Consider the following 22,170-nt stretch of genomic DNA (forward strand, 5'->3'; position numbering starts at 1 on the left):
CCCGCAGGTAGACCACGATGGCGAGCGCAGCCAGCACGGCGATAACCGCCCACAGGATCGCCAGCCGGTCGGCATAGTCGAACGGCAGCACCGTGACGTTCTTCGGGCCCTTGGCCTTGCGGATGATCTCCGGCACGACGACGAGGGTGAAGATCGAGCCGACGACGATGGCGCCCTGGATGATGCCGATGACGGCGGGCCGGACCCTGCGACCGCGTTTGCGCATCGCGAGGCTGATGGCGACGACAGCCGGCGAGATGATGCCGTCGTGGATGATCACGGCGCCGATCAGCCAGGTCACCAGACCCCAGATGTTTTTGGGCTTGACGGTATCGACCATGACGTAGGCGCCGAACAGGATCGCCGCCGCACCGAGGCCGAGAAGGATTCCGCGAGCGATCTTCACGACAGCACCTCCAGTCGGCTCAACCATTTGGTTTGAAGCACACCGGGGCGGCCGGGAGCGATCATGCGCGCCGGATACCCGTGCTCGATGTCGAGCCGGGCGCCGTTGAGGTGGAGGGCGACCAGAGTGTTCTCGTCGCGCACGTATTCGGCTCCCATGAGGGTCACCCGGTAGCCGCCCTTCTTCTCGAGGCTCGTGACCCGCAGGCTGTCGGAGTCGCTCGCGCCGACCAGCGCGACGATGTCGCGCAGTCGCGGGCCCCTCCAGTCGGCCATCTGACTCCACCCCTCGACGCAGGCGATCGGCAGCGCGGCGTCGTGCTGGGGCAGCGCCTGGAGGTCGGCGAGCGAGAACGTACGAGACGAGGATCCGCGAACCACCGTGAGCTCCCACCCCGGGTCGGTGGCGGTCTCGAGCACCTGGGCGGCCGCCGCGGTGCGGTTGATCGGCAGATCGTTCGGGCCGAGGCCGTTCTTGCGCGGCGCGAAGGCGTTGATCGGTGAGAGCGGGGTGGCCGACTGGCCCGCGGTCAGAGCGACGAGGCCGGCCGTGGTGATGCCGACGGCGCCGAAGAAGGCACGGCGAGAGGTCTTCGGGTCGATGGTGGGAGTGCGGTCGATCCACTCGAAGACGCGGCCGATGAGACCGGACGGGGCGCGAGCGGCGACGACCTCGCGGGTGACGTCTTTGGGCAGGACGATCCGCGGATCCTTGAGGTCGTCGGGGTCGACGCCCATCGTCGCGAGCTTCTCGCGCGCCACCCGCTGGGTCGTGGGCGGGACCTCGTCGACTCCGACGCTCTCGTCGACGATGAAGCGGCCCTCAGCGTCGTAGCTGTCGCGCCCCCGCCAGTAGCGAGCGATGATCGGCAGTTTGACGCCGATGTGCACCGCCAGCGAACCGATGATCACGTACGAGAGCGCGTAGTGAACCTGTTTGAAGGGGAACGGCCACGGGTAGTACTGGAAGGTGTTCAGCAGGCCGGTGAAGATCTGGACGAGCGACGCCGCGACGAAGAGCGCGATCGAGGCGCGCTCGAGGATCTGCACGGGAGACGAGATCGGCGGGTACTTGAACAGCTGCGGGAACACCGCGTAGAGCTTGCCGAACAGCAGCGGGAAGCAGGCGATGCCGGCGGTGATGTGGATGCCCTGAGTCCAGCGGTAGAGCGACACGGGCCTCGTCGGGAACGACATCCAGGCCGCGGGCTCTTGGAGGAAGTGGCTGTAGAGGCCGGTGCCGAGGCAGATGACGAAGGCCAGACCGAGGAGCCGGCCCATCACCACTGCCGTCCGCGCGTTGCGGTTCGGCGAGGTCATCGACCGTCGGAGCCCGTAGAGCAGTTCTCGCATACTGAATCTCACCATGATCGGGAGGAGCGGCGGCCCGTTTCAAGCGGATCGGCTCGAGATGTCACAGTCGCGTAAGGGGTTCGGACCGGAACGCCCTTCGGTTCGGGCAGAGTAGAAGCGTGCGCACCTTTCTCGCCCTGCTCGGCTCGGCCGTCGTCGCCGCGACCATCGCCTGGGGCGTCGTGACGCTCGGCTTCTACAAGCCGGGAGTGGGGCATTCGTTTCAGATCTGGACCATCGTCTGCTGGTTGCTGTTCGTCGGCGCGGTCGTGCTTCTGCGACGGGTTCCCGCGCGCTCCGCCACGGTCGTCGTGCTCATCGGATCGGCACTCATCGGCGGCGCCGCCATCGCGGGGCCGCCGAACACGAGCACCGACTCGGCCCGATACGCGTGGGATGGCATCGTGCAGAACGCCGGCGTCTCGCCCTACGCCCATGCGCCCAACTCGGCTGCGACGGCCCGGCTGAAGCCGGAATGGCTGTTCCCGACGCCGACGACCGCGTCCGACGGCACCCAGCAGTGCACTGGCACCCGCATCATGACCACGCACGAGAAGGGGTCAGGAGACCTCCTGTGCACGGCGATCAACCGACCCCGGGTCTTCACCATCTACCCGGCGGCGGCGGAGCTCTACTTCGCCGCCGTGCGCGCGGTCGTGCCGGTCGAGGCCGAGTATTGGCCACTGCAGGTATCGGGGCTGCTCATCAGCCTGGCGATCACCGCGGGGCTCCTCGTGCTGCTGCGACGCCGCGGCCTCGATCCGCGCTGGGCCGCGCTCTGGGGGTGGTGCCCGCTCGTCGCCTCCGAAGCCGTCACGAACTCGCACGTCGACCTGCTCGCCGCGGGGTTCGGTCTGCTCGCGACAGCCCTGGTGGCGACCGAGAGCGTCTCCCGGCTCCGGCGATGGGGTGGCGGGGCGGCGCTCGGAGCGGCCATCGCCGTCAAGCTGATCCCCGTCGTCGCGGCTCCGGCCCTTCTCCGCCGCAAACCCCTGCCGGTGATCGCCGGTTCGATCGCGGCGTTCGTGCTCCTGTACGTGCCCTACATCATCTCGACCGGGCCGAAGGTGCTCGGCTATCTGCCGGGCTACCTGCAGGAGGAGGGGGTCAACGACGGCTCGCGGTTCGCACTCGTCTATCTCCTTGTGCACGGCACGGCGACGACCGTTCTGGCGCTCCTCATCCTTGCGGCGGTCGCCGTCATCGTGTGGCGGACCTCCGACGTCGACACCGTCTGGCTCGGGCAGCTGGTGATGATCGGGGCGTTCCTCTTCGTGCTGAGCCCCCGCTACCCCTGGTACGCCCTGCTGCTGATCCCGTTCGTCGCCATGACCGGACGCATCGAGTGGCTAGCGCTGGCGCTGGCCATCTCGATCCGGCAGTTCTGGCCCTACAACTACGTGCGCGCCTCGACCCTCGGCGTCGCCCTCGTGCTCATCATCGTGGTCAGCATCCGGCGATCCGGGCCGGGCTGGCGGGGCAGGATCCGCGACCGCGCCGCGAGTGAATGGCGCCTCCTGGCGCGCCGCCCGCCGCTCGCCGCGATCGGCCGCACGCCCGGAGAGAACACCCCGTAGGCTCCGCTCATGCCCCAGCTCAGAATCAGCGAAGCGTCTCGCTACCTCGGCGTCTCGGACGACACCCTGCGGCGATGGATCGACAACGGCACGCTCGAGGCATCGAAGAACGAGTCGGGCCGCACCGTGGTCGACGGCCTCGCCCTGGCCCAGTTGGCGAAGAAGAACGCCCTTCTACCGGACGATCCGTCGGGCGTCGGCCGGTCGGCGCGCAACCGGTTCATGGGGCTCGTCACCGACATCAAGCTCGACACGGTCATGGCCCAGGTCGAGCTGCAGTGCGGGCCGTTCCGCGTGGTCTCGCTGATGAGCTCCGAGGCGGTTCGCGAGCTGGGTCTCGAACTCGGTTCGGTCGCGATCGCCGTGGTCAAGGCCACCACCGTGCTCGTCGAGACGCCGTCGCGCTGACACTCTCGAAAGAAATTCTCACCAAAGCCCAAACCGATGCGGCGAGGACTGCGAACCCCCCTGCAGCGCCGTCCCTACAACGGCGCTCGCTCTCTGCCAGGCGAGAGACCCGCAGCCTGGCATCAGCACACCGGATCGGTGAAACGCCCGGGGTCCCGCAGCGAACAACTCGCGTTGCGGTCTCCCGGGCGTTTGTTCTGCCGGGGGCCTAGAGGCCGCCCCAGTCGCTGAGGTGTTTCTTCTTGCACGCGGGGTCGGCCGCCTTGAAGGCCGGCGTCTCTTGGTCGATCCCCTCCCACGAGATGGTCCCCTGTGCCGCCTGGCTCTCGTCGAACCCGGTGATGCCGGCCTCCGCCATGCAGGCGATGTAGCCCTGCGTCTGCTTGGTCCAGGTGTCTTTCTGCGCGGTGCTGGCGCCCTTGGGCCCGCCGCAGCCGGCGGAGGCCCTCTGGAAGGCGTCTTCGTCGATGCCCTCGGGAATCCGGAGCCCGCCACTCGCCAACTCGGCGTCGGAGGGGTCTTCGATCGAGATACCGGCATCACGCATACAGGAGCCCCATTTGGCCGCGGCTCCGTCGGCGGACGGTGTCGGAGAGTCGGACGCCGGCGACGAGCAGCCGACGAGGCTCGCGACGAGGGCGGCTCCAAGAGCGAGCGCGATGACTTTCGGGCGGATGGTCGATGACATGGGATTGCCTTTCGTAGTGGGGTGGGTCAGGCCGCGGCGAGAGCCGAGGTCGGGGGAACGGAGGCGGCTCGGCTCGCGGGGTAGATTCCCGACAGCCCGCCGATGACCACGGTCGAGCCGAGACCGCCGGCGACGGCCCAGACGGGAACGGTCGGCGGCCAGCCCTGGGCGACGGCGAAGATCACGGTCACAACCGCGCCGAGCACGACGCCGCAGGCCCCACCGAGGAGGGCCAGGAGGAGCGACTCGATCAAGAACTGGTCGCGGATGTTTCGTCGGCGGGCTCCGAGGGCACGACGCACCCCGATCTCGGCACGCCGCTCGAGCACCGTGATGACCATGGTGTTCGCCACGCCGATGCCGCCGACGAGCAGTGCGACGAGTCCGAGGCCGAGGAGCAGCCCTGTGAACGAGGCCTCGGATGCCCGCTGCGCCTCGAGAGCGTCGGAGGGACGCGACACCGTGGCTCCGGCCTCGACCGCGGGGTTGGCGGCTCTCGGAAGGAGCGTGCGGACGCCGTCGAGCCGCTCGGGGTCGGCGCGGGCGGAGATCTGCGTGGGAGCCCCGTCGAACCCGAGGCGCGAGGTCGCCGCCGCGACCGGGACGAAGGCCGAGGAGTCGAGATCCGGCGCCAGGGTCAGCGGCTCGAGGATTCCGACGACGCTCCACCAGCTGCCCCCGATCCAGACGCGTTCCGCTCCGGTCACGCGGTCGATGCCGAGCGCCGTGGCAGCGCCGTGACCGAGGACGACCTCGGAGGGCGACCCGAAGGATCCTGCCGTCGCCGCTTCGCTCGGCCCCGGCTCTCGCAGCCAGCCCCCGGAGACGAACCTCGCCCGGAGCACGCCCGGGAGGTCGCCGAAGGCGGCACGGACGTCGAGCCCCTTCGTTTGGAGCGTCGGGATCTTGTCGGTGCGATAGACGTGGGCGCCGACGACGAGACCCGTTCCCGCACTCTCGAGGACGCCGGGCACCCGTCCGACCTGGCCGACCGCCGTTGCGGGCAGCGGGATCGTGTCGCCCGTCAGCGATTTGCCGGGCGAGACCGCGAGCACGTTCGTTCCGAGGCGGTCGAGGACTCCCGTGAGCTGCGCCCGGCTCGACGAGCCCAGGCCGACGACGGCCACCATCGCTGCGATGCCGATCGCGATGCCGAGTGCTGACAGGAGGACGCGAGTGGGGCGGGTGCGCAGACCGAACAGTCCCAACCGGAGGAGGTCGCCGAAGCGGACGCCGGTGCGTGGGCCGGTTGCGATCCGGTTGACTTTTGCCGCGGTCATCGCGGGAGTCCGGTGGGCTCGAGCGGAGCGGGCGAGAGGTGCCCGTCGAGCATGCGAACACTCCGCGGGAGCGCTCCGGCGAGGTCGCGATCATGCGTGATCACGACCACGGTCGTCCCGTCGGCATTGAGCTCGCGGAGGACGGCGAGTACGTTCGCGCCCGACGCGCTGTCGAGGGCGCCGGTCGGTTCGTCGGCCAGAAGCACGCTCGGATTGCGGACGATCGCTCGGGCGATCGCCACCCGCTGTTTCTCGCCGCCCGAGAGCATCGGCGGCCGGTGCGTGAGACGGTGCGAGAGGCCCACGCGCTCGAGGGCTTCTGCAGCGCGGCGCCGCCGCTCGGCGCGCTCGACGCCGCTGTAGAGAAGGCCGTCTGCGACGTTCTCCACCGCCGTCGCTCCGGCGGCGAGGTGGAAGTGCTGGAAGACGAAGCCGATATGGAGGGCGCGGAGCTCGGCGAGCCCATCGTCGGAGAGGTGGTCGACGCTGTGCCCGGCCACCGAGAGGCTGCCGGAGGTGGGGCGGTCGAGCGTGCCCATGATGTTGAGCATCGTCGACTTGCCGGAGCCGCTCGGGCCGACGATCGCGAGCATCTCCCCTGCGGTGACCGTGAGATCGATCGAGTGGAGCACCCGGGTGTCGCCGTACGACTTCGAGATCTGTCGGAGGTCGAGGACGGGGCCGTTCACGCGGGCACCACGACCTTCATTCCCTTGACGATCCCCTTTCCGCTGACCTCGACCCGGCCCTGCGCGAACAGGCCGACTTTCACCCGAAGGTGGGTGCGTCCGGAAGAAGACCGGGTCTCGACCTCGTAGCCGCCTTTCGGGTCGACGACCAGGGCCGCGACGGGCACCGACAGGACGTCCTTCTTTGCCGCGCCCGGTACGAGCACGTCGACGGCCTGCTCGCCCGTTTCGGCGTTCTCGAGAGCCGAGCCCACCTTCATCGTGACGTCGACGGTCGAGTCGGTCGACGACCCTCCCGTTGAGGGTTCCGGCTCGGAACGCGAACTCTGCGCCGAGACCTTGGCCGCGACCTTCGTGCCGTCGGGCAGACCCACCTCGACACGACGGCCGATCGCGAAGGCGGATGCCTGCCGCGCGGTGACCGTGCTGGTGACGACGCGCGTGGTCAACGTGTACTCGAGGATGGGGCCGGAGGCGCTCGACCCCGCGGGCGCGGTGACGCCGGCGATCTTCACGTCGCCCGGCACGAAGGCGATCTGGTCGGCCCCGATCACGCCGGTCGCGGCGTAGCCGTGTGCCCGCTGCCAAGCGCTGACAGCCCGTGCCGTCTCGCGTGTGAACTCGTTCGAGGCGGGAACGGCGGTGTCTCCGAGCGCACGGAGGCTGGCGTTCAGCTGCTGCACGTCGCCGCCCGTCATGCCCCACGACATGGCCCGGTAGACGGGTAGGCGCCCATGGAGAGCGACGACGGGGCGCTCATCGACCGTGTAGAGGGTCTCGCCGAGCTTCACGACCGAGCCGAAGGCGGCGACCGACGTGATGGTGCCGGAGGCCGCGGCGACCAGCGTCTCGGCCGCCCCGTAGCCGAGCGTTCCGGGATACAGCGTGCTGTCGACGAGGTCGCCCCGCAGCACCGGCGCGGTAGCGGTCGCAACGCTCGACCCCGCCGAACCCGCTGACGCCGGAGACTCGGTCGCCATCGCGACGACCCCGATGCAGGAGCCCCCGACGACGAGGGCGGTCGCGGCTGCCGTGATGACGAGTGTGCGCCGCCGCATCACAGCACCCGCCCTTCGAGTCGGGGAGCGGACGAGGGGGTGGTCGTGAGCATGCACGGGCCTTTCGTGTCGGGGCCGCGTCGGTCGACGCGTCGAGACCAGAAGACCAGGGCGCCTGTTTCGTCAGCGTCTCCCGACCGGAGAGGTCTGCGAAACACGCAGCGTCGTAGTGTGCTGAGAGACGTGCGTCCGCCGGAGAGAGAGGAACCCATGCGACTGCTCATCGTCGAAGACGAGGTCACTCTGGCCGATCTGGTGGCTCGGGGGCTCCGGGCCGAGAACGTCGCCGTCGACGTGGCCTATCGCGGCGACGAGGCCGACGAGCTGCTGACCGTGAACGACTACGACGTGGTCGTGCTCGACCGCGACCTCCCCGGGCTGCACGGCGATCAGGTGGCGCGACGGATCTCGGAACGGGGCGACAGCACCAGGATCCTGATGCTCACCGCTTCAGGAACCCTCGCCGACAGGGTGGCCGGTCTCGACCTCGGGGCCGACGACTATCTGGCCAAGCCGTTCGAGTTTCCCGAACTCGTCGCCCGGGTGCGGGCGCTGGCACGACGGTCTGCACCGGCGTTGCCCACGATGCTGACCTCGGGAGACATCGCGCTCGACCCCGCCCGGCACCGGGCGACGCGCGCGGGTCGGCCCCTCGACCTGACGCCGAAAGAGCTGATGCTGCTGCAGGTGCTCCTCGAGGCGCAGGGAGCCGTCGTCAGCGCCGAGGTGCTCTTGGAGAAGTGCTGGGATCACAACGTCGATCCCTTCACCGGGGCAGTCCGGGTCGCCCTGAGCAAGCTCCGCGGCAAGCTGGGCGAACCCGTGGTGATCACCACCGTCCAGGGGCGGGGGTACTGCCTGTGAGGCGGAGGTCGTCGCCGGCCCGACTCGGGTTGCGGGGCCGAACAGCCCTCGTCTTCGCGGTGGCGTTCCTCGTTCTCTCGGGTGGCGTCCTGGCCGGGATCAACGTGTTGACCGCCCTCGGTGTCAGCGCCCGATCGGGCGCCTCGATCACCGCCGATGTCTCCGGCACCGCGACCGGAGCTGGCATGGGCGTGGCCACAGTGGGCGTCGATGAGATCGCGCGCCAGCAGCTCCTGCTCTGGTCGCTCATCGGGCTCCTGGCCGCCACCGTGCTCGCAGCCGCCGTCGGCTGGGTCGTCGCCGGCCGCATGCTGCGTCCGGTGCGGATGGTCACCGGGGCCGCGGGCCGCATCTCGGCCGAAGACCTGCACGAGCGCCTCGACCACGCGGGCCCCGACGACGAGCTGAAACGACTCGCCGACACGTTCGACGCCCTCCTCGCCCGACTCGAGGTCGCGTTCGACAGCCAGCGACGCTTCATCGCGAACGCGTCGCACGAGCTCCGCACGCCCCTCGCGATCCAGCGGACGGCCATTCAGGTGGGTCTCGCCGACCCCGCGCCCGAGAACGTCGCCGCGACCGCAGAACAGCTGCTGGCTGCCAACCGTCGAACGGAGCGACTACTCTCCGGGCTCCTCGCCCTAGCCACCGGTCAGCGCGGTCTCGAGCGGACCGACGCGGTCGATCTCGACGCGGTCGTCACCGACCAGGTGGAGGTCCGTCGAGCCCGGGCTGCGCAGGAGCACACCGAGCTGCGGGTGCGAGTCGACCCCTCGGTGGTCTCGGGAGACGCGGTGCTTCTCGGGCAGCTCATGGGCAACCTGCTCGACAACGCCCTCGAATACAGCACGAAGCCCGGAGTCGTCGAGGTCGACCTCGACCCCCGCCGCCTCCGCATCGGCAACACGGGCGCCGTGATCGACCCGGATGCCATTTCGAGGCTGTTCGAGCCGTTCGTCCGCCTCGACGGCGACCGGCACAGTGCCGATGCACACGCGGGCCTCGGGTTGTCGATCGTCCGGTCCATCGCCCACGCGCACGGATTCACGGTGAAGGCGCAGGCACCGGCCACGGGTGGCCTCGTCGTAGAGCTCGCACTGACATAGGGTCGAGGAATGAGCATTTCGCTGGGCATGCCCACCCTGCCGGGTCAGCAGGATCCTGCGCGCCCGGGTGCCGTCTCCCGCCCCGCGGGCGTGCCGGGCCTCCTCGATCGTTTTAACCGGGTCGCGACCGACCTGCGGGTGTCGTTGACCGACCGCTGCAACCTCCGCTGCACCTACTGCATGCCGGCCGAAGGCCTGCCCTGGCTCGATCGCGAGCAGGCCCTCTCCGCCGACGAGATCGTGCGGCTCGTGGGGATCGCCGTTCGCGACCTCGGAGTGCGCCAGGTGCGCTTCACCGGGGGCGAGCCGCTGCTGCGCGCCGACCTGATCGACATCGTCAGCCGCTGCGCTGCACTGGAGCCTCGACCCGAGATCTCGCTCACGACGAATGCAATCGGCCTCGCCTCCCGAGCTCAGGGCCTCGCCGACGCCGGGCTCGACCGGATCAACGTCTCGCTCGACTCCCTCCACGCCGAGACGTTCGCCGCACTGACCCGGCGCCCCTTCCTGCGGCAGGTGATCGCCGGAGTCGACGCGGCCGCCGCAGCCGGGCTCGGGCCCATCAAGATCAACGCCGTTCTGCTGCCGGGCGTCAACGACCACGAGGCTCCCGGGCTGCTGCGCTGGGCTCTCGAGCGCGGCCACGAACTCCGGTTCATCGAGCAGATGCCCCTCGACGCCGACCACACCTGGAGTCGCGACAGCATGGTCACCGCAGCCGACATGCGTCGGCTGGTGGACGCCGAGTTCACCCTCACCGTGGCCAGGGAGCCGCGCGACGGGGCGCCCGCCGAACGCTTCATCGCGACGGCGCGCGACGGCTCCGGGCTCACCGGAACCGTCGGCATCATCGCCAGCGTGACCGAGGCGTTCTGCGAAGACTGCCGTCGCACCCGGCTCACCGCCGAGGGCAGCGTGATGAGCTGCCTGTTCTCACACGAGGAGACCGACCTGCGAGCCTCCCTTCGCACCGGTGGCTCGGACGACGACATCGCCGACCTCTGGCGAGGCGCGATGTGGGCCAAGCCGAAGGGCCACGGCATCGACGACCCCTCGTTCGTGCAGTCCGACCGTTCGATGAGCGCGATCGGTGGGTGACGCGATGTCGACCACCGTCACCCTCCGCTTTTTCGCCGCCGCTCGGGCTGCCACCGGCCTCGACGAGCTTGCCTGCGTGTCGGCGGGCGAGCCGACCATCGGCGAGCTCGTCGACGGTGTGCTTCCGGCCAAGGGCAAGGATCCCGGCGAGCTCGCCCGAGTGCTCGGCCGGTGCGCCTTTCTCGTCGATGGCGTCTCGACGCAGGATCGGTCGCGGGTTGTGCCGGCCGGTGCGGTCGTGGATGTCATGCCGCCCTTTGCCGGAGGCTGAAGGCTGGCACGGTGGGCCCTCCTGCGAATTTGAAGGAAAAACGCGGCGGGCCGAGCGTAGACATCACGATCGGCGGGGGTCGACGCGAGGTTTCTCCTTCAAATTCGGAGCGGAGCCGGGCGGCGAGACGGGGCGGAGCAGCCTACGAGTGCAGGTTCGGCCGGAAGCCGTCGGGGTCGATGTCGCCGAGCGGCAGCGGCACCCGTCCGGTCGCACCAGCACCAGCACCAGCACCAGCGGCGAGCGCGCCCGGCCGCAGATTCCAACCGAGCATGCCTCGGGTGAGCACCGTGACGTCGTACCCCTCCGCCACCAGCAGCTCGGCGGCCTGACGCGACCGCGGCTCGCGAGCGCAGTAGACGACGACGGGCACGGCCGGGTCGAGCGGCGGGTGGTCGGCGCTGGTCGACCCGAATCCTGCAGCGAGGATCGACCCGGGGATCGCCTCGACGTCGTGCTCCTGCCGTTCGCGCACATCGACGAGCGCGAAGTCAGCGCTACCGTCGGCGCGAGCGGCGAGGCGCTCCTCGAGGGCGTCGGCGGTCAGGGCCGGAACGGTGACAGGCGGGCGGGCGGCGGCTACCGGGCGGTGCGCCGGATCCTGCCGTCGTTCTTCGGCCCGTTCGGGCGATCGCCGCAGTCGCGATTCGCGCCAGCCGCCGCCGAGCGCGTCGATCGTGACGACCCGGCCCAGCAGAGACTCGCCGGCGCCGGTCAGCAGCTTGATCGCCTCGGTGGCCATGACCGAGCCGACGAGGCCGCACAGGGGTCCGAGCACGCCGACATCGGCGCACGATTCGTCCCAGCCGTCGGCGGGGGCCTGCGGGTGGAGGTCGCGGTAGTCGACGGCGAGCCCGTCGGGAGCGGCATCCCAGAAGACGCTGACCTGGCCGTCGAAGCGGGCGACGCTGCCCCAGACGACGGCGAGCCCTCGGGCGGCCGCCGCGTCGGCGACCAGGTAACAGGTGTCGAACGAATCGCTTCCGTCGACGACGAGGTCGTAGTCGTCGAGGATCCGAACGGTCGCCTCATCGAGACGGAACGCGTGAACGCGCACGGTCACCTCGGCATTGGCCTGCCGCACCCAGTCGGCGGCTGCGCGTGCCTTCGGCAGCCCCACCTGATCGGCGCGGTAGAGCACCTGCCTCTGCAGGTTGGAGAGATCCACAGCATCGTCGTCGACGATTCCCAGGGTGCCGATGCCGCTCTGCGCGAGATACTGGATGATCGGGCTTCCGAGCCCACCCGCTCCAATGACGAGCACTCTCGCGTTATGCAACCGAGACTGACCGCTCAGGCCTATCTCAGGCAACCGGATAGAGCGTTGGTAGCGTGCGAGGTCGGGTGCTTTCGCGCCCTCTTCGCTGTGTCGGGGGAAAGCACCCCCGCTCGAGCCTTTTTGTCCGTCACCCACCAGAGGAGGAAGCGCCACCATGACCAACCTCCTCTCGTCGTCGACTGCTGCGATTCCTACTGTACGGCCCTCTCAGACGGGCCCGATCGGTCTGCTTCGGCGCCTACGGGCACACCCGGGCGGCGACCCCGCGATCGCTGGTCTCTTCGGCTTTCTCGTCAGCGTGGCGTTTTCGTGGGTGCCCTCGGTCTGGTTCGACGAGTCGGCCACCGTCGTCTCGGCGACCCGCTCGTGGAAGCAGCTCTTCGCCGAGGTGCAGAACGTCGATGCCGTCCACGCGACGTATTACGCGCTCATGCACGGCTGGTTCGACCTCGTCGGCTACACGCCCTTCACCCTGCGGCTGCCGAGCGCTCTCGCGGTGGGAGTGGCCGCCGGTCTTCTCGTCGTCCTCGCCCGAGAGCTCACCACGCGGCGAACTGCCCTCGTCGCCGGCCTTCTCTTCGTGGTACTGCCACGGGTCACGTTCATGGCCACGGAAGGGCGTTCGTACGCCACGGCGACGGCCCTTGTGGTCGCCCTCACGCTCGTGTTCGTGCACGCCTCGAAGCAGACCCTGAAGAATCCTTCCCGCTTCGTTCGGTGGTGGCTCCTCTACGGAGTCGTGGCCTTGGCCTCCGGCGCGGTCTTCCTCTACACGGTGCTCATCGTCGTGGCCCACGGCGTCACCCTCGCGCTCTGGAGCCTGCGCGGGCGCCGCGCCCGCCGGGCTCAGGCCTGGCGTTCGCCCATCGGCGGCTGGTTGGTCTCCTCGGCGATCGTGGGCGCCTGCCTGGTACCGCTGGCCCTCCTGTCGAGCAGCCAGTCGAAACAGATCAGCTGGATCTCGAAGCCCGACTTCTCCACGCTCGTCAGCATCTTCACCTGGCCGTGGTTCATGCAGAACCTCCCGATGGCGGTGTTCGGCTGGGCGCTCGTCGCGGTCGGCATCATCGCGGTCGTGCGGCGGCGATCGCGTTATGACGCTCCCAACGTCGTGCAGATCGCGGTGCCGTGGATCCTCGTCCCCGTCGTCGGCCTGATCGTCGCCTCGACCGTTCTCAGCCCGCTCTATTCGCCGCGGTACGTCGCCTTTGCGGCCCCCGCTGTCGCGCTGCTGATGGCGGCGGGCCTGACGTCGCTGAAGTTCCGAGCTGTGATCGGCGCGGGCCTCATCGCCGTGATCGCCCTCACGGCCCCGAGCTATGTCGAGCAGCGTCAGACCGAGGCCAAAGACAGCTCGTCGTGGTCGGAGGTGGCCGCCCTCATCGCGAAGGAGCGCGCCCTCGAGCCGAGCGGAGCCACCGACGCGATCATCTACGGTCCCATCCGTCGGCACCCGGCTGCATCGGCGCGCAACATCGCCTACTCGTACCCCGACGCATTCGAGGGCATGACCGACGTGACGCTCAAGACGCCCGCCGCCGAGACCGGGTCGCTGTGGGAGACCCGCTACCCGCTCTCGGAGACGATCGACCGCGTCGACGGGCACCGGTACGTCTATCTCGTCACGAGCAACAGGCAAGACCTCCGCCCGAGCGTGACCTCGGCCCTCAAGGCCGAAGGGTACGACGTCGATCAGGAGTGGAGCCTGACCTGGGTGAACGTCGTCCGGTACGAGCGCTAATACCTCTCTGGCAGAACGAAGTCGGCACCGCGGATTCGGCACCGGGTAGTCGGCGCAGGTCGCTCTCGATCAGCCCGAATGGGGCGTCAGTCGGCGATGAGGCGGGCGCCGTGAACGGGCCCAGTTGCCCGCACGACTTCGAGCTTGGCCGCGCCGAGGGCGAGTTGCAGTTCGAGCGCCGCATCGAGATCGGGGGCGAGGAACGCGACGGTCGGGCCGGATCCTGACACCATGCCCGCGAGGGCGCCGTTCTGCTCGCCCAGCTCGAGAACCGCGGCGAGCCCCGGCTCGAGGTGCAGCGCGGGGGCCTGCAGGTCGTTGTACATCACGTCGGCGAGGCGGGCGGGATCGCCTGCGCGAAGAGCCTGCAAGACCGCGGAGTCGACGCGGGGTGAGCGCACGACGGGGCTGATGTCGGCCTGGTGCCGCAGCCGGTGCTGGTCGAGTTCGCTGTAGACGGCGGGGGTCGACAGGCCGAAGTCGGCCAGGGCGAGCACCCACTGGAAGGTGCCCTGGGCCAGCGCCGGGCTCAACTCGTCGCCGCGGCCGGTGCCGATGGCTGTGCCGCCCATGAGGGCGAACGGCACGTCGGCGCCGAGCTGGGCCCCGAGTCGCTGCAGTTCGTCGCGTGACAGACCCGTGTTCCAGAGGGTGTCGCAGGCGAGGAGGGTCGCCGCCGCGTCGGCCGAGCCACCGCCCATTCCACCGGCGACGGGCACGTTCTTGTCGATCGTGAGTTCGACTCCCCCGCGGTAGCCGGCCGCCTTCGCGAGAAGTTTCGCGGCACGGATGGCCAGGTTGGTGTCGTTGACGGGCACGCCGGAGAGATCGATGCCCGCGGTGGTCGAGGTGAAGCGCACCGTGAACTCGTCGGAGTCTCGGGCCCGGACGTCTTCGTAGAGCGAGACAGCCTGGTAGGCGGTGGCCAGCTCGTGGTAGCCGTCGTCTTGCAGGTCTCCGACGGCCAGGAAGACGTTGATCTTGCCCGGGGCGCGGGTGTGCACCACGGTCGAGGGCGCCACAGACGTCATACGACCAACCTACCTGGGTGCGACGGCCTCTCGTACCGACGTCGATTCGGCCCGTACGAGGGGAATGACGTCACGGGCGAACCGCTCCATCTCTTCGACCTGCGGCGAGAACTGGAGCAGCAGGGTGTCGACGCCCACCGCTTCGAACTCGAGGATCCGGTCGGCCACCTGCCGCGGGGTGCCGACGAATCCGGGCCGGAGCCCCCGGTTCGACACCGAATAGTCGCGAAGGTCGGGCTGGTGCTCGAGATGCGACTGCTTGATGAAGTCCTGGTACGACTCGTAGGCGGCCCCCGAGCTCACGTCGGTGATGCGGGCGAGCTCCTGCTCGGCCTCGGCCTCGGTGTCGCGCACGATCGCGTAGGCGGCCATTCCGAACGCCTCGAACGGCGTGGCACCCGCTGCCTCGCGCTTGACTCGCATGTCGTCGATCTTGACCCGGAGCTCGTCGACGGTACCGCCGTGCGTCAGATAGGCGTCGGCGAACCCGACGATCGCAGCTTTGCCGGCCGGGCTCTCGCCGCCGGCGTAGATGCGCGGCTGCACCCGCGGCTTCGGCTCGAGGTGGGAGCGGGTGAGGTCGTAGTAGTCGCCGTGGAAGTCGTACGGCGTCTCGTTCCACAGCCCCTTGAGGATGCTGACGAACTCGCTGGTGCGCGCGTACCGGTCGTCGTGCTCCGAGAAGATGCCGCCGTACTGCCGCGACTCCTCCTCCCACCAGGCGCTGACCACGTTGAGAGTGAAGCGACCGCCCGAGACCTCGTCGATCGTCGCGGCCTGCTTGGCCGTGACTGCGGGCAGGTGGTAGCCGGGGCGAACCGCCGCCATCAACTCGAGCTTGTCGGTCACTGCAGCGATCGCGGCTGTGAGCGACCACGCCTCGAGTGAGGGCGCCGCGACGCCCTTGATGTCGTTGAGGTTGAGCTCGGGGATCAGCGTCAGGTCGAAGCCGACGCGCTCGGCCGTCTGCACCACCTTCTTCACGTAGTCGAAGGTGACGGGCATCTGCTCGTCGTCGATGTTGCGGAGCCATCCGCCGAAAATCGGTGTCCAGAAGCCGAACCTCATGCGAGGGCCTCGACCTTCGACGACTCCGGGTACCGTGCTTCGAGCAGGCCCCCGAGGAACTTCGCGATCTCGCGCGGCCCCGACTTCGGAGCCGCGGCCTCGACGTCGGGGTTGTAGTTCGTGTTGGTGTTGACGTCGTAGACGACCGTGCGGCCGTCGGTCGTCTCGATGAACTCGATGCCGGCGATCTCGATCTCGTTAGCCGCCAAGAACTCGGGAAGCCGCTTGATCAGAGGGTGCTCCGCGATCGGGTCGCCGTTCGCCGTCCGCTCGCGCAGGGCGAAGAGCGGGGCCTGGCCGGGAAGCGCGCACGCGTCGGCCGGGCAGAATTCGAAGGATCCGCCCGACGTATCGACGCGCACCGCATACACGAATTCTCCGCCGACGAACTCGGCCCGCGTCACGAATGACTCGGCGCCGACGAGCAGTTCCTGGATGAGCGTGATGCCATCCGGCGACGATTCGAAGTCCGGGCCATCGACCCAGGCCCGGAACTCATCGATCGAATCCCAGCGGCGGACGCCGAGGCCCTTGCCGCCCTGGTTGTGCTTCGAGATGAACGGAGCGCCGAACGCCTCCGCGGTCGCGACCAGATCAGTCGTGCCGAACACGGCCTTCGTGCGGGGCACGTCGAAGCCGAGCGCCTGCAGAGCAACGTGCTGCTGCACCTTGCTGACCTCGAGGTCGATGACCGTGCGGCCACCGACAGTGCGGCGACCCGCGGCCTCGAGCCACGACAGGGTCGCGCGCGTGAACTCCTTCGAGAACTCGTTGCCGCGCGTGTGGGCACTCGCCGACATGCGCGACCAGTAGACGCCCTCGGCGGGTTCGGCCGTGAGGTCGATGGCGCCGTCGGTGAGCAGGAGCTCCTCGACGGGAACGCCTTCGGCCTCGAATGCGGCGCGGAGCGGGGGGAACCACTCGGGGTTCTCGTGGATCACGTAGACGGTGGGCTGATCGGTCACCGCCTCAGCCTAGGCACTCGCCTGGGTGTGCGCGGAAGTGTTGCGCCCCGCTACGCGTCCGCAGCTCATGGGCCGCTCACCAGGGCAAGGCGACGCGGATCGGCCGAACTGACGTGCCGCGGCGCGTCACATTGGCCGATTCGCGTCGCTTCTTGCCCGAAAGGCACCGCGTCAGGCGGCATCGAGCTCAGCGCGCATTCCCTCCACGAGTCGCGACGCAGCGATGAGAAGCTCTCGAGCCTTCACCTCGCCGAGGACGTCTGCGCTGTAGTGCGAATTGGTCTTGGCGGCGAGGAGCCGCCGCAGATGGGCGGCGTGGCCACGACAGCGCGGATGAGCCGAAGCCAGCAGCCGAACGGCTTCGCCGTGATCATCGGACGACGACCTCGCAGCGAGAAAGTAACCGCAGAGGGCATCGGCGGCAGCAATGCCAGCGAGAACGGCCAGCGACCCGACGATGTTGCTCGTCGGGCTGATCTCGGCATCGGCGCCGAGTTCATCGACCAGTCGAGCGGCCGCCAGAAATGCGCCGGCGTGCCCCGCTCGAGCTGCTACGTCGGTACGGGACATCTCGCTTACCCGGGACATCAGGCGACCGAGTCGTGCCGTCGGAGTAGCGCGGGCAGCGGCCCAGCAAGCAGAACCGCTTCGAGTTGCCAGGATCGGAGCAGAGGATCGCCGTGCTCAGCCATGCGCTCAAGATCGGCCCGCTCGACATCGACGATCTGCAGCTTATTTCCGAACAAGGGCTCGAGTCGGTCATGAAGCTCGTCGATCGCAGCCCACCGCGCTTCGGTCACGAGGTCAGAGGGAAAGATAAGAAGGACGTCGATATCGCTGGCAACGTCGGAGTCACCCCGAGCTACAGACCCGAACAGGAGAGCCGAGGTCGCGGGCCCACATTTCTCCCCCACCACGTCGACGATGATGCCGTCCAGTCGCGCCCTGGGGGAAGCGACGAGGGCCTCTAACGCCGGCCAGAGGACATGACGGCGATTCGCCTCGTAGTCAATGGTTGCCGATGTCGGGGTGGCGGTGACGACTCCCGTCTGTACGAGTCGACGAAGAGCCCGTTGCGCCCCGGCGTGTGATGTGATGCCGGCAAGGCGCTCAAGATACCGACCGGAAGCCCGACCCTGCAGGCGACCCAAAGCGGCCAAAAGCGCGGATTCGTGCGCTCCAAGGAGGTCGGCACCGGGTGTGGAGAGATCCATGATGCGAGTATAGACATATTGGCTCAAAAATGATCCACATGGACCGAATCTGAGCTACCGTCGAAGATCGGGCCCAAGGCGCCCTGTGCAGTTCGGTGAGGCGACGCGAATCGGCCAATGTGACGCGCCGCGGCACGTCACATTGGCCGATCTGCGTCGCACGGCAGCAGCGACACAGGCACACTGGAGCAATGGCACGGATGCAGCACTTCGGATGGTTCTTCGGCCGAGGCTTCGGCCCGCAGGGGTGGCTCCGGCCCGACTGGCACTGGAACCTCCGCTGGGATCGCCCCGACCTCTACCAGCAGTCGGCGCGCGAACTGGAGCGCGCCGGCCTCGACCTGCTGATCATCGAAGACAGCCTCTCCCCCGGCCCCCGCGAGCAGCTCGACCTGCGCGTGCGCGGCGCGCTCGGCGCTCCAAAGCTCGACCCGCTCCAGCTCACGCCGTACCTCTTCGCCGCGACCGAGCACCTCGGCGTCGCCCCGACGATCAACGCCGGCGTCTTCCCGCCCTACCTCGCCGCGCGCCAGTTCGCGACTCTGCAGCACCTCAGCGACTACCGCGTCGGCCTCAACGTGGTGACCGACGTCAAGGGCAGCCGCCACTTCGGAATCCCCGAGCTGGCGCACGATCAGTCCTACGACCGCGCCGAGGAGTGGATGCACGTGGTCCGCCAGCTCTGGCACAGCTGGGCTGACGGGGCGATCGTCGAAGACACCGACACCTGGCGCTACGCCGACGGCTCGAAGCTCGACGCGTTCGAGCACCGCGGCGAGTACTTCTCGCTCGACGGCCCGCTCAACGCTCCCCCGTTTGACCCGGCGGCCGGCGGCGGAGACGGCGACCCGGTCATCGTCTCCCCGGGCGGCTCGGGCCGCGGCCTGGAGTTCGCCGGGCGCAACAGCGACGTGCAGCTCGCACTCGCGAAGCTCGACGTCGAGACCGTCCGGGCATACCGGCAGAAGATCCACCGAGCGGCCGAGGCCGAGGGGCGGAAGGCGACCGACATTCGGATCCTTTTCGTTCTGACCCCCGAGATCGTCGCGAGCGAGGAGGAGGTCGACCGGATCGTGGCCGCCTCGGCCCACCCGAGCGACGCCGATCTGCACGAGGTCATCGAACGGCAGTCGATCATCACCGAGACCGACCTCACCGGGCTCGACCTCGACAGGCCGCTCGACCCGGCCGTCTTCGGTCAGCACGTGTCGACGGGCAGCATCGGCGGACTCGTGGGCGGCGCCGACCCGGCCACTCCCTTGCGCGAGCTCTTCGTGGCGAAATACCGCAAGGGCCGGATCAGCGACGGATCCGGGTTCGTCGGCACGGCCCCGCAGGTCGCCGACTTCATCGAACGGCTCGGCGACGACGCCGACAACGACGGCTTCATCTTCAACGGCGACCTGCACCCGGTCACGGTGCACCGCGTGCTCGACCGGCTCGTGCCCGAGCTGCGGAAGCGCAGGATCCTGCGCTCCTCGTTCGGTACCTCCGGTCTGCGCGGCAACCTCACCGATTTCTGACCGGCCCCGAAACTGACCATCGCGTTTCTCGACAATTCGAAGTAATCTCGGGAGTGTCGTTGCTACGGCCCGACACGGCTACCCGAGCCACCTCCGCGTCAACCGCTACCCGACCGGTTCGCCCTCCCCCAGGCGAACTGGTGCCAAGACGCTGATCCAGTACCACGCACTGAAAGCACCCCTTTGTTCCTGTCCCGAAACAGGAGACTCGCCGCCGCATCGGCAACCGTTCTCGCGCTCGTCGCGGGAAGCCTGGTCGCCGCCGATGCCGCGCTCGCGGACTCCGCACCCACCGCCCCGACCAACCCGAAGACTCCGGCCACCGTCTCGGCGGTGTCTCTTCCGACGCCTCAGATCAACGGCGTCGTCTGGACCCAGACCGTCGTCGGCAACACCGTCTTCGTCGGCGGCAAGTTCTCGACCGCGCGACCCGACGGCGCTCTGCCCGGCCGGTCGACGGTCAAGCGCTCGTCGATCCTGGCGTATGACATCCGGACGGGCGCTCTGATCGCGAAGTTCGCGCCCGTGCTGAACGGCCAGGTCAAGACGATCGTGCCGTCCGCCGACAAGAAGCGTCTCTACATCGGCGGTGACTTCACGACGGTCAACGGCACGACGAGGAACCGGATCGCCGCGATCTCCCCCGCTTCGGGCAACGTCGTGTCGTCATTCCGCGCTTCCGCGAACAAGCAGGTCAGTGCCATCGGCGTCTACGGGTCGACGGTCTATGCCGGCGGAGCCTTCACGACGATGGACGGCCGGTCTCGAGTGAAGGTCGCCGCCGTATCGTCGAGCACGGGCGCTCTCACCTCGTGGGCCCCCACGCTCAAGGGTGGCGACGTGACGTCGATCGCAATCGCGCCGCGCGGAACACGGGTCGTGCTCGGCGGAGCCTTCACGTCGGTGAACGGCTCGTCGATCTACGGCTATGGCCTCGCCTCGCTCGTCCGCACCACCGGTAAGACCACGCGCTGGGCGGTCGACCGCGTCGTGCGCAACGCCGGGGCGAACTCGGCCATCACGAGCCTGACGGCCACGTCGACCGGTGTCATCGGCACCGCGTTCCGCTTCGGCACCAGTGGAAACTTCGAGGGGGCGTTCCGAGCCGACTGGTCGACCGGGGCCGTCCGATGGCTCGAGACCTGCCGGGGAGACGTGTACTCCGCAGCCGTCTCGGGCTCGGTCGTGTACACCGCCGGACACGCGCACAACTGCGACTCCGTGGGCGGATTCCGCGAGACCAAGCCGGTGACCCACCGCCGCGCTCTCGCGTTCACGCTCGCAGCGACCCAGAAGCTCAATGACCGAGGATCCGGGCCGAACGCCGCTTTCACCGGCCGCCCTTCGCCGAGCCTGCTCAACTGGTACCCCGAGCTCACCCCTGGGACCTTCACCGGCAAGCAGCAGGCGGCCTGGAGCGTGGCCGCGACGTCGAAGTACGTGCTGTACGGCGGAGAGTTCACGGCCGTCAACGGACGCCCCCAGCAGGGTCTCGCGCGGTTCGCCGCACCGGCCACCGCAGCTCAGTCGACCGGCCCCGTGTCGAACGGCGCCGGGTTCTTGCCCACCGTCACGTCGACGGTTCCGGGAATGGCCACGGTGAGCTGGAAGTCGAACGCCGACCCCGACAACTCGACGCTGACCTACCAGCTCTACCGCGACAGCCTCAATGACGCTCCCCTTTACCAGGTCAAAGCGGACTCGAGCGTCTGGTACCGACCGCGGTTGTCGTTCACCGACACGGGACTCACCCCCGGTGCCACCTATTCGTACCGAATCCGGGCCATCGACCCGTACGGCAACGCCGCCCTCGGCGACCGCGTCTCGGTGACCATTGCCTCCTCTGCGCCACCGGCGTACGCCGCGTCGGTCCTCGCCGACAAACCCACGTCGTTCTGGCGGTTCGGGCAGGCGAGTGGAAGCACCGTCCGCGACGAGACGGGACTCGCTCCGCTGACCGTCTTCGGAAAGCCCGTCCCCCGGGCCGCGGGCTCCAGTGCCGACCGCACCACCGCGACCCAGTTCACCGGTGCGACGTCGACGTACGCCGGCACCGCGGAGCCGTCGACCACGACAGCGGGAGCGCAGACCATCGAAGCGTGGGTCAAGGTACCCAAGGGCAAGGGCGGCACCGTGGTCGTCTTCGGAGACTCGATCGGCCGGACCTCGGGAGCGACCGACCGGATGCTCTACGTGAGCTCGAAGGGCCTTCCGGGCTTCGACCTTCGATCGTCGACCACCGGCGACCTGCTCGGCAAGAGAAGCATCGCCGACGGCAAGTGGCACCAGTTGGCGCTGACTGCCACGACGAAGTCGGCACAGCTGTTCGTCGACGGCAAGGTCGTCGCCTCGAGGACGGCGGCCATCTCGCTTCCGTCGCGCTGGGGCTACTGGCGAGTTGCCGGCGATCGATCGACGATCGCGAAGCCGTACCTCACCGGCACCGTCGACGACGTGTCGCTCTACCCGCGCGCGCTGTCGAGCAGCCGCATCGCGGCGCACTTCACGGCGTCGAAGAAGGCACCGGCCTCGAAGTAACAAGGATCGGCCAT

The 22,170-nt window shown here is 69.0% G+C and carries 21 protein-coding genes; 9 read left to right on the forward strand and 12 right to left on the reverse strand.

The window, feature by feature from the left end; genetic code table 11:
- The coding region (locus ASF54_RS12405; protein WP_055963376.1) for a hypothetical protein at window positions 1-406 on the reverse strand (406 nt) is incomplete at its 3' end.
- Window positions 403-1,758 carry a molybdopterin-dependent oxidoreductase gene (locus ASF54_RS12410; RefSeq protein ID WP_055963379.1) on the reverse strand — a complete coding sequence of 452 codons (1,356 nt, stop codon included), beginning with the start codon at window positions 1,756-1,758 and terminating at the stop codon, window positions 403-405. The genes ASF54_RS12410 and ASF54_RS12405, both read right to left, overlap by 4 nt.
- Before the next feature lie 119 nt (window positions 1,759-1,877).
- Between ASF54_RS12410 and ASF54_RS12415 the strand changes: the two genes are divergently transcribed.
- Window positions 1,878-3,335 carry a glycosyltransferase 87 family protein gene (locus tag ASF54_RS12415; protein WP_055963382.1) on the forward strand — a complete coding sequence of 486 codons (1,458 nt, stop codon included), beginning with the start codon at window positions 1,878-1,880 and terminating at the stop codon, window positions 3,333-3,335.
- A gap of 9 nt (window positions 3,336-3,344) precedes the next feature.
- Complete coding sequence (locus ASF54_RS12420) at window positions 3,345-3,743, forward strand: TOBE domain-containing protein (RefSeq protein ID WP_055963385.1); 399 nt, start codon at window positions 3,345-3,347, stop codon at window positions 3,741-3,743.
- Between the two features lie 208 nt (window positions 3,744-3,951).
- Here ASF54_RS12420 and ASF54_RS12425 read toward each other — a convergent pair whose 3' ends face one another.
- Genes ASF54_RS12425 through ASF54_RS12440 form a run of 4 tightly spaced genes read right to left on the reverse strand, consistent with a single transcriptional unit; the run spans window position 3,952 to window position 7,458 of the window.
- Window positions 3,952-4,431, reverse strand: a complete 480-nt coding sequence (locus ASF54_RS12425) for a hypothetical protein (RefSeq protein ID WP_055963387.1) — start codon at window positions 4,429-4,431, stop codon at window positions 3,952-3,954.
- Window positions 4,432-4,457: 26 nt separating this feature from the next.
- Entirely contained in the window at window positions 4,458-5,711 is a 1,254-nt protein-coding gene (locus tag ASF54_RS12430; RefSeq protein WP_055963390.1) for an ABC transporter permease, read from the reverse strand.
- Entirely contained in the window at window positions 5,708-6,400 is a 693-nt protein-coding gene (locus ASF54_RS12435; protein ID WP_055963392.1) for an ABC transporter ATP-binding protein, read from the reverse strand. Before ASF54_RS12435 ends, ASF54_RS12430 begins: the two co-directional genes overlap by 4 nt.
- Window positions 6,397-7,458 carry a peptidoglycan-binding domain-containing protein gene (locus ASF54_RS12440; protein WP_055963395.1) on the reverse strand — a complete coding sequence of 354 codons (1,062 nt, stop codon included), beginning with the start codon at window positions 7,456-7,458 and terminating at the stop codon, window positions 6,397-6,399. The genes ASF54_RS12435 and ASF54_RS12440 overlap by 4 nt, the downstream gene beginning before the upstream one ends.
- A 210-nt stretch (window positions 7,459-7,668) precedes the next feature.
- Here ASF54_RS12440 and ASF54_RS12445 point away from each other — a divergent pair, with 210 nt between their 5' ends.
- The 4 genes from ASF54_RS12445 to ASF54_RS12460 are packed head-to-tail and all read left to right on the forward strand — an operon-like array spanning window position 7,669 to window position 10,797.
- Window positions 7,669-8,322, forward strand: coding sequence for a response regulator transcription factor (locus ASF54_RS12445; RefSeq protein WP_055963398.1), 654 nt, complete (start codon window positions 7,669-7,671; stop codon window positions 8,320-8,322).
- A complete protein-coding gene (locus ASF54_RS12450; protein WP_055963401.1) occupies window positions 8,319-9,428 on the forward strand; it encodes a sensor histidine kinase in 1,110 nt (369 codons plus the stop codon). Before ASF54_RS12445 ends, ASF54_RS12450 begins: the two co-directional genes overlap by 4 nt.
- Window positions 9,429-9,437: 9 nt before the next feature.
- Entirely contained in the window at window positions 9,438-10,526 is a 1,089-nt protein-coding gene (gene moaA / locus ASF54_RS12455; RefSeq protein ID WP_084816245.1) for a GTP 3',8-cyclase MoaA, read from the forward strand.
- A 4-nt stretch (window positions 10,527-10,530) separates the two neighbouring features.
- On the forward strand, window positions 10,531-10,797 hold the full coding sequence (locus ASF54_RS12460) for a MoaD/ThiS family protein (RefSeq protein ID WP_055964063.1): 267 nt from the start codon (window positions 10,531-10,533) through the stop codon (window positions 10,795-10,797).
- Between the two features lie 142 nt (window positions 10,798-10,939).
- Here ASF54_RS12460 and ASF54_RS12465 read toward each other — a convergent pair whose 3' ends face one another.
- The gene (locus tag ASF54_RS12465) at window positions 10,940-12,232 is read right to left on the reverse strand and encodes a ThiF family adenylyltransferase (protein WP_084816246.1); all 1,293 of its coding nucleotides are present in this window, start codon (window positions 12,230-12,232) and stop codon (window positions 10,940-10,942) included.
- On the opposite strand from ASF54_RS12465, the gene ASF54_RS12470 reads away from it, so the two are divergent.
- Window positions 12,231-13,817, forward strand: a complete 1,587-nt coding sequence (locus ASF54_RS12470) for a glycosyltransferase family 39 protein (RefSeq protein ID WP_055963407.1) — start codon at window positions 12,231-12,233, stop codon at window positions 13,815-13,817. The genes ASF54_RS12465 and ASF54_RS12470 overlap by 2 nt on opposite strands.
- Before the next feature lie 86 nt (window positions 13,818-13,903).
- Here ASF54_RS12470 and ASF54_RS12475 read toward each other — a convergent pair whose 3' ends face one another.
- The 5 genes from ASF54_RS12475 to ASF54_RS16130 form a co-directional block, all read right to left on the reverse strand.
- Window positions 13,904-14,848 carry a 4-(cytidine 5'-diphospho)-2-C-methyl-D-erythritol kinase gene (locus ASF54_RS12475; protein WP_055963411.1) on the reverse strand — a complete coding sequence of 315 codons (945 nt, stop codon included), beginning with the start codon at window positions 14,846-14,848 and terminating at the stop codon, window positions 13,904-13,906.
- 9 nt (window positions 14,849-14,857) lie between these two features.
- On the reverse strand, window positions 14,858-15,916 hold the full coding sequence (locus ASF54_RS12480; protein ID WP_055963413.1) for an LLM class flavin-dependent oxidoreductase: 1,059 nt from the start codon (window positions 15,914-15,916) through the stop codon (window positions 14,858-14,860).
- Window positions 15,913-16,881 (reverse strand): ATP-grasp domain-containing protein, encoded by a 969-nt coding sequence (locus ASF54_RS12485; protein WP_055963416.1) that lies wholly within the window; start codon window positions 16,879-16,881, stop codon window positions 15,913-15,915. Before ASF54_RS12485 ends, ASF54_RS12480 begins: the two co-directional genes overlap by 4 nt.
- A gap of 171 nt (window positions 16,882-17,052) precedes the next feature.
- On the reverse strand, window positions 17,053-17,451 hold the full coding sequence (locus ASF54_RS12490) for a hypothetical protein (RefSeq protein WP_055963418.1): 399 nt from the start codon (window positions 17,449-17,451) through the stop codon (window positions 17,053-17,055).
- A 17-nt stretch (window positions 17,452-17,468) separates the two neighbouring features.
- Window positions 17,469-18,095 carry a nucleotidyltransferase family protein gene (locus tag ASF54_RS16130; protein ID WP_084816247.1) on the reverse strand — a complete coding sequence of 209 codons (627 nt, stop codon included), beginning with the start codon at window positions 18,093-18,095 and terminating at the stop codon, window positions 17,469-17,471.
- 191 nt (window positions 18,096-18,286) lie between these two features.
- Here ASF54_RS16130 and ASF54_RS12500 point away from each other — a divergent pair, with 191 nt between their 5' ends.
- Together ASF54_RS12500 and ASF54_RS12505 are read left to right on the forward strand one after the other, a co-directional pair.
- The gene (locus ASF54_RS12500; RefSeq protein WP_055963423.1) at window positions 18,287-19,618 is read left to right on the forward strand and encodes an LLM class flavin-dependent oxidoreductase; all 1,332 of its coding nucleotides are present in this window, start codon (window positions 18,287-18,289) and stop codon (window positions 19,616-19,618) included.
- Between the two features lie 183 nt (window positions 19,619-19,801).
- Window positions 19,802-22,156 carry a LamG-like jellyroll fold domain-containing protein gene (locus tag ASF54_RS12505; protein ID WP_055963426.1) on the forward strand — a complete coding sequence of 785 codons (2,355 nt, stop codon included), beginning with the start codon at window positions 19,802-19,804 and terminating at the stop codon, window positions 22,154-22,156.
- Window positions 22,157-22,170 lie beyond the last annotated feature (14 nt).

Origin of the sequence: Frondihabitans sp. Leaf304 (genome assembly GCF_001423105.1) — a bacterium.
Classification (GTDB): domain Bacteria; phylum Actinomycetota; class Actinomycetes; order Actinomycetales; family Microbacteriaceae; genus Frondihabitans.

Bases quoted from the DNA above. Each gene is read 5' to 3' on its own strand.
- ASF54_RS12410 (WP_055963379.1), bottom strand. From the start codon at position 1,758: ATGCGAGAACTGCTCTACGGGCTCCGACGGTCGATGACCTCGCCGAAC.
- ASF54_RS12420 (WP_055963385.1), top strand. From the start codon at position 3,345: ATGCCCCAGCTCAGAATCAGCGAAGCGTCTCGCTACCTCGGCGTCTCG.
- ASF54_RS12425 (WP_055963387.1), bottom strand. From the start codon at position 4,431: ATGTCATCGACCATCCGCCCGAAAGTCATCGCGCTCGCTCTTGGAGCC.
- ASF54_RS12430 (WP_055963390.1), bottom strand. From the start codon at position 5,711: ATGACCGCGGCAAAAGTCAACCGGATCGCAACCGGCCCACGCACCGGC.
- ASF54_RS12440 (WP_055963395.1), bottom strand. From the start codon at position 7,458: ATGCGGCGGCGCACACTCGTCATCACGGCAGCCGCGACCGCCCTCGTC.
- ASF54_RS12445 (WP_055963398.1), top strand. From the start codon at position 7,669: ATGCGACTGCTCATCGTCGAAGACGAGGTCACTCTGGCCGATCTGGTG.
- moaA (WP_084816245.1), top strand. From the start codon at position 9,438: ATGAGCATTTCGCTGGGCATGCCCACCCTGCCGGGTCAGCAGGATCCT.
- ASF54_RS12460 (WP_055964063.1), top strand. From the start codon at position 10,531: ATGTCGACCACCGTCACCCTCCGCTTTTTCGCCGCCGCTCGGGCTGCC.
- ASF54_RS12470 (WP_055963407.1), top strand. From the start codon at position 12,231: ATGACCAACCTCCTCTCGTCGTCGACTGCTGCGATTCCTACTGTACGG.
- ASF54_RS12465 (WP_084816246.1), bottom strand. From the start codon at position 12,232: ATGGTGGCGCTTCCTCCTCTGGTGGGTGACGGACAAAAAGGCTCGAGC.
- ASF54_RS12475 (WP_055963411.1), bottom strand. From the start codon at position 14,848: ATGACGTCTGTGGCGCCCTCGACCGTGGTGCACACCCGCGCCCCGGGC.
- ASF54_RS12480 (WP_055963413.1), bottom strand. From the start codon at position 15,916: ATGAGGTTCGGCTTCTGGACACCGATTTTCGGCGGATGGCTCCGCAAC.
- ASF54_RS12490 (WP_055963418.1), bottom strand. From the start codon at position 17,451: ATGTCCCGTACCGACGTAGCAGCTCGAGCGGGGCACGCCGGCGCATTT.
- ASF54_RS16130 (WP_084816247.1), bottom strand. From the start codon at position 18,095: ATGGATCTCTCCACACCCGGTGCCGACCTCCTTGGAGCGCACGAATCC.
- ASF54_RS12500 (WP_055963423.1), top strand. From the start codon at position 18,287: ATGGCACGGATGCAGCACTTCGGATGGTTCTTCGGCCGAGGCTTCGGC.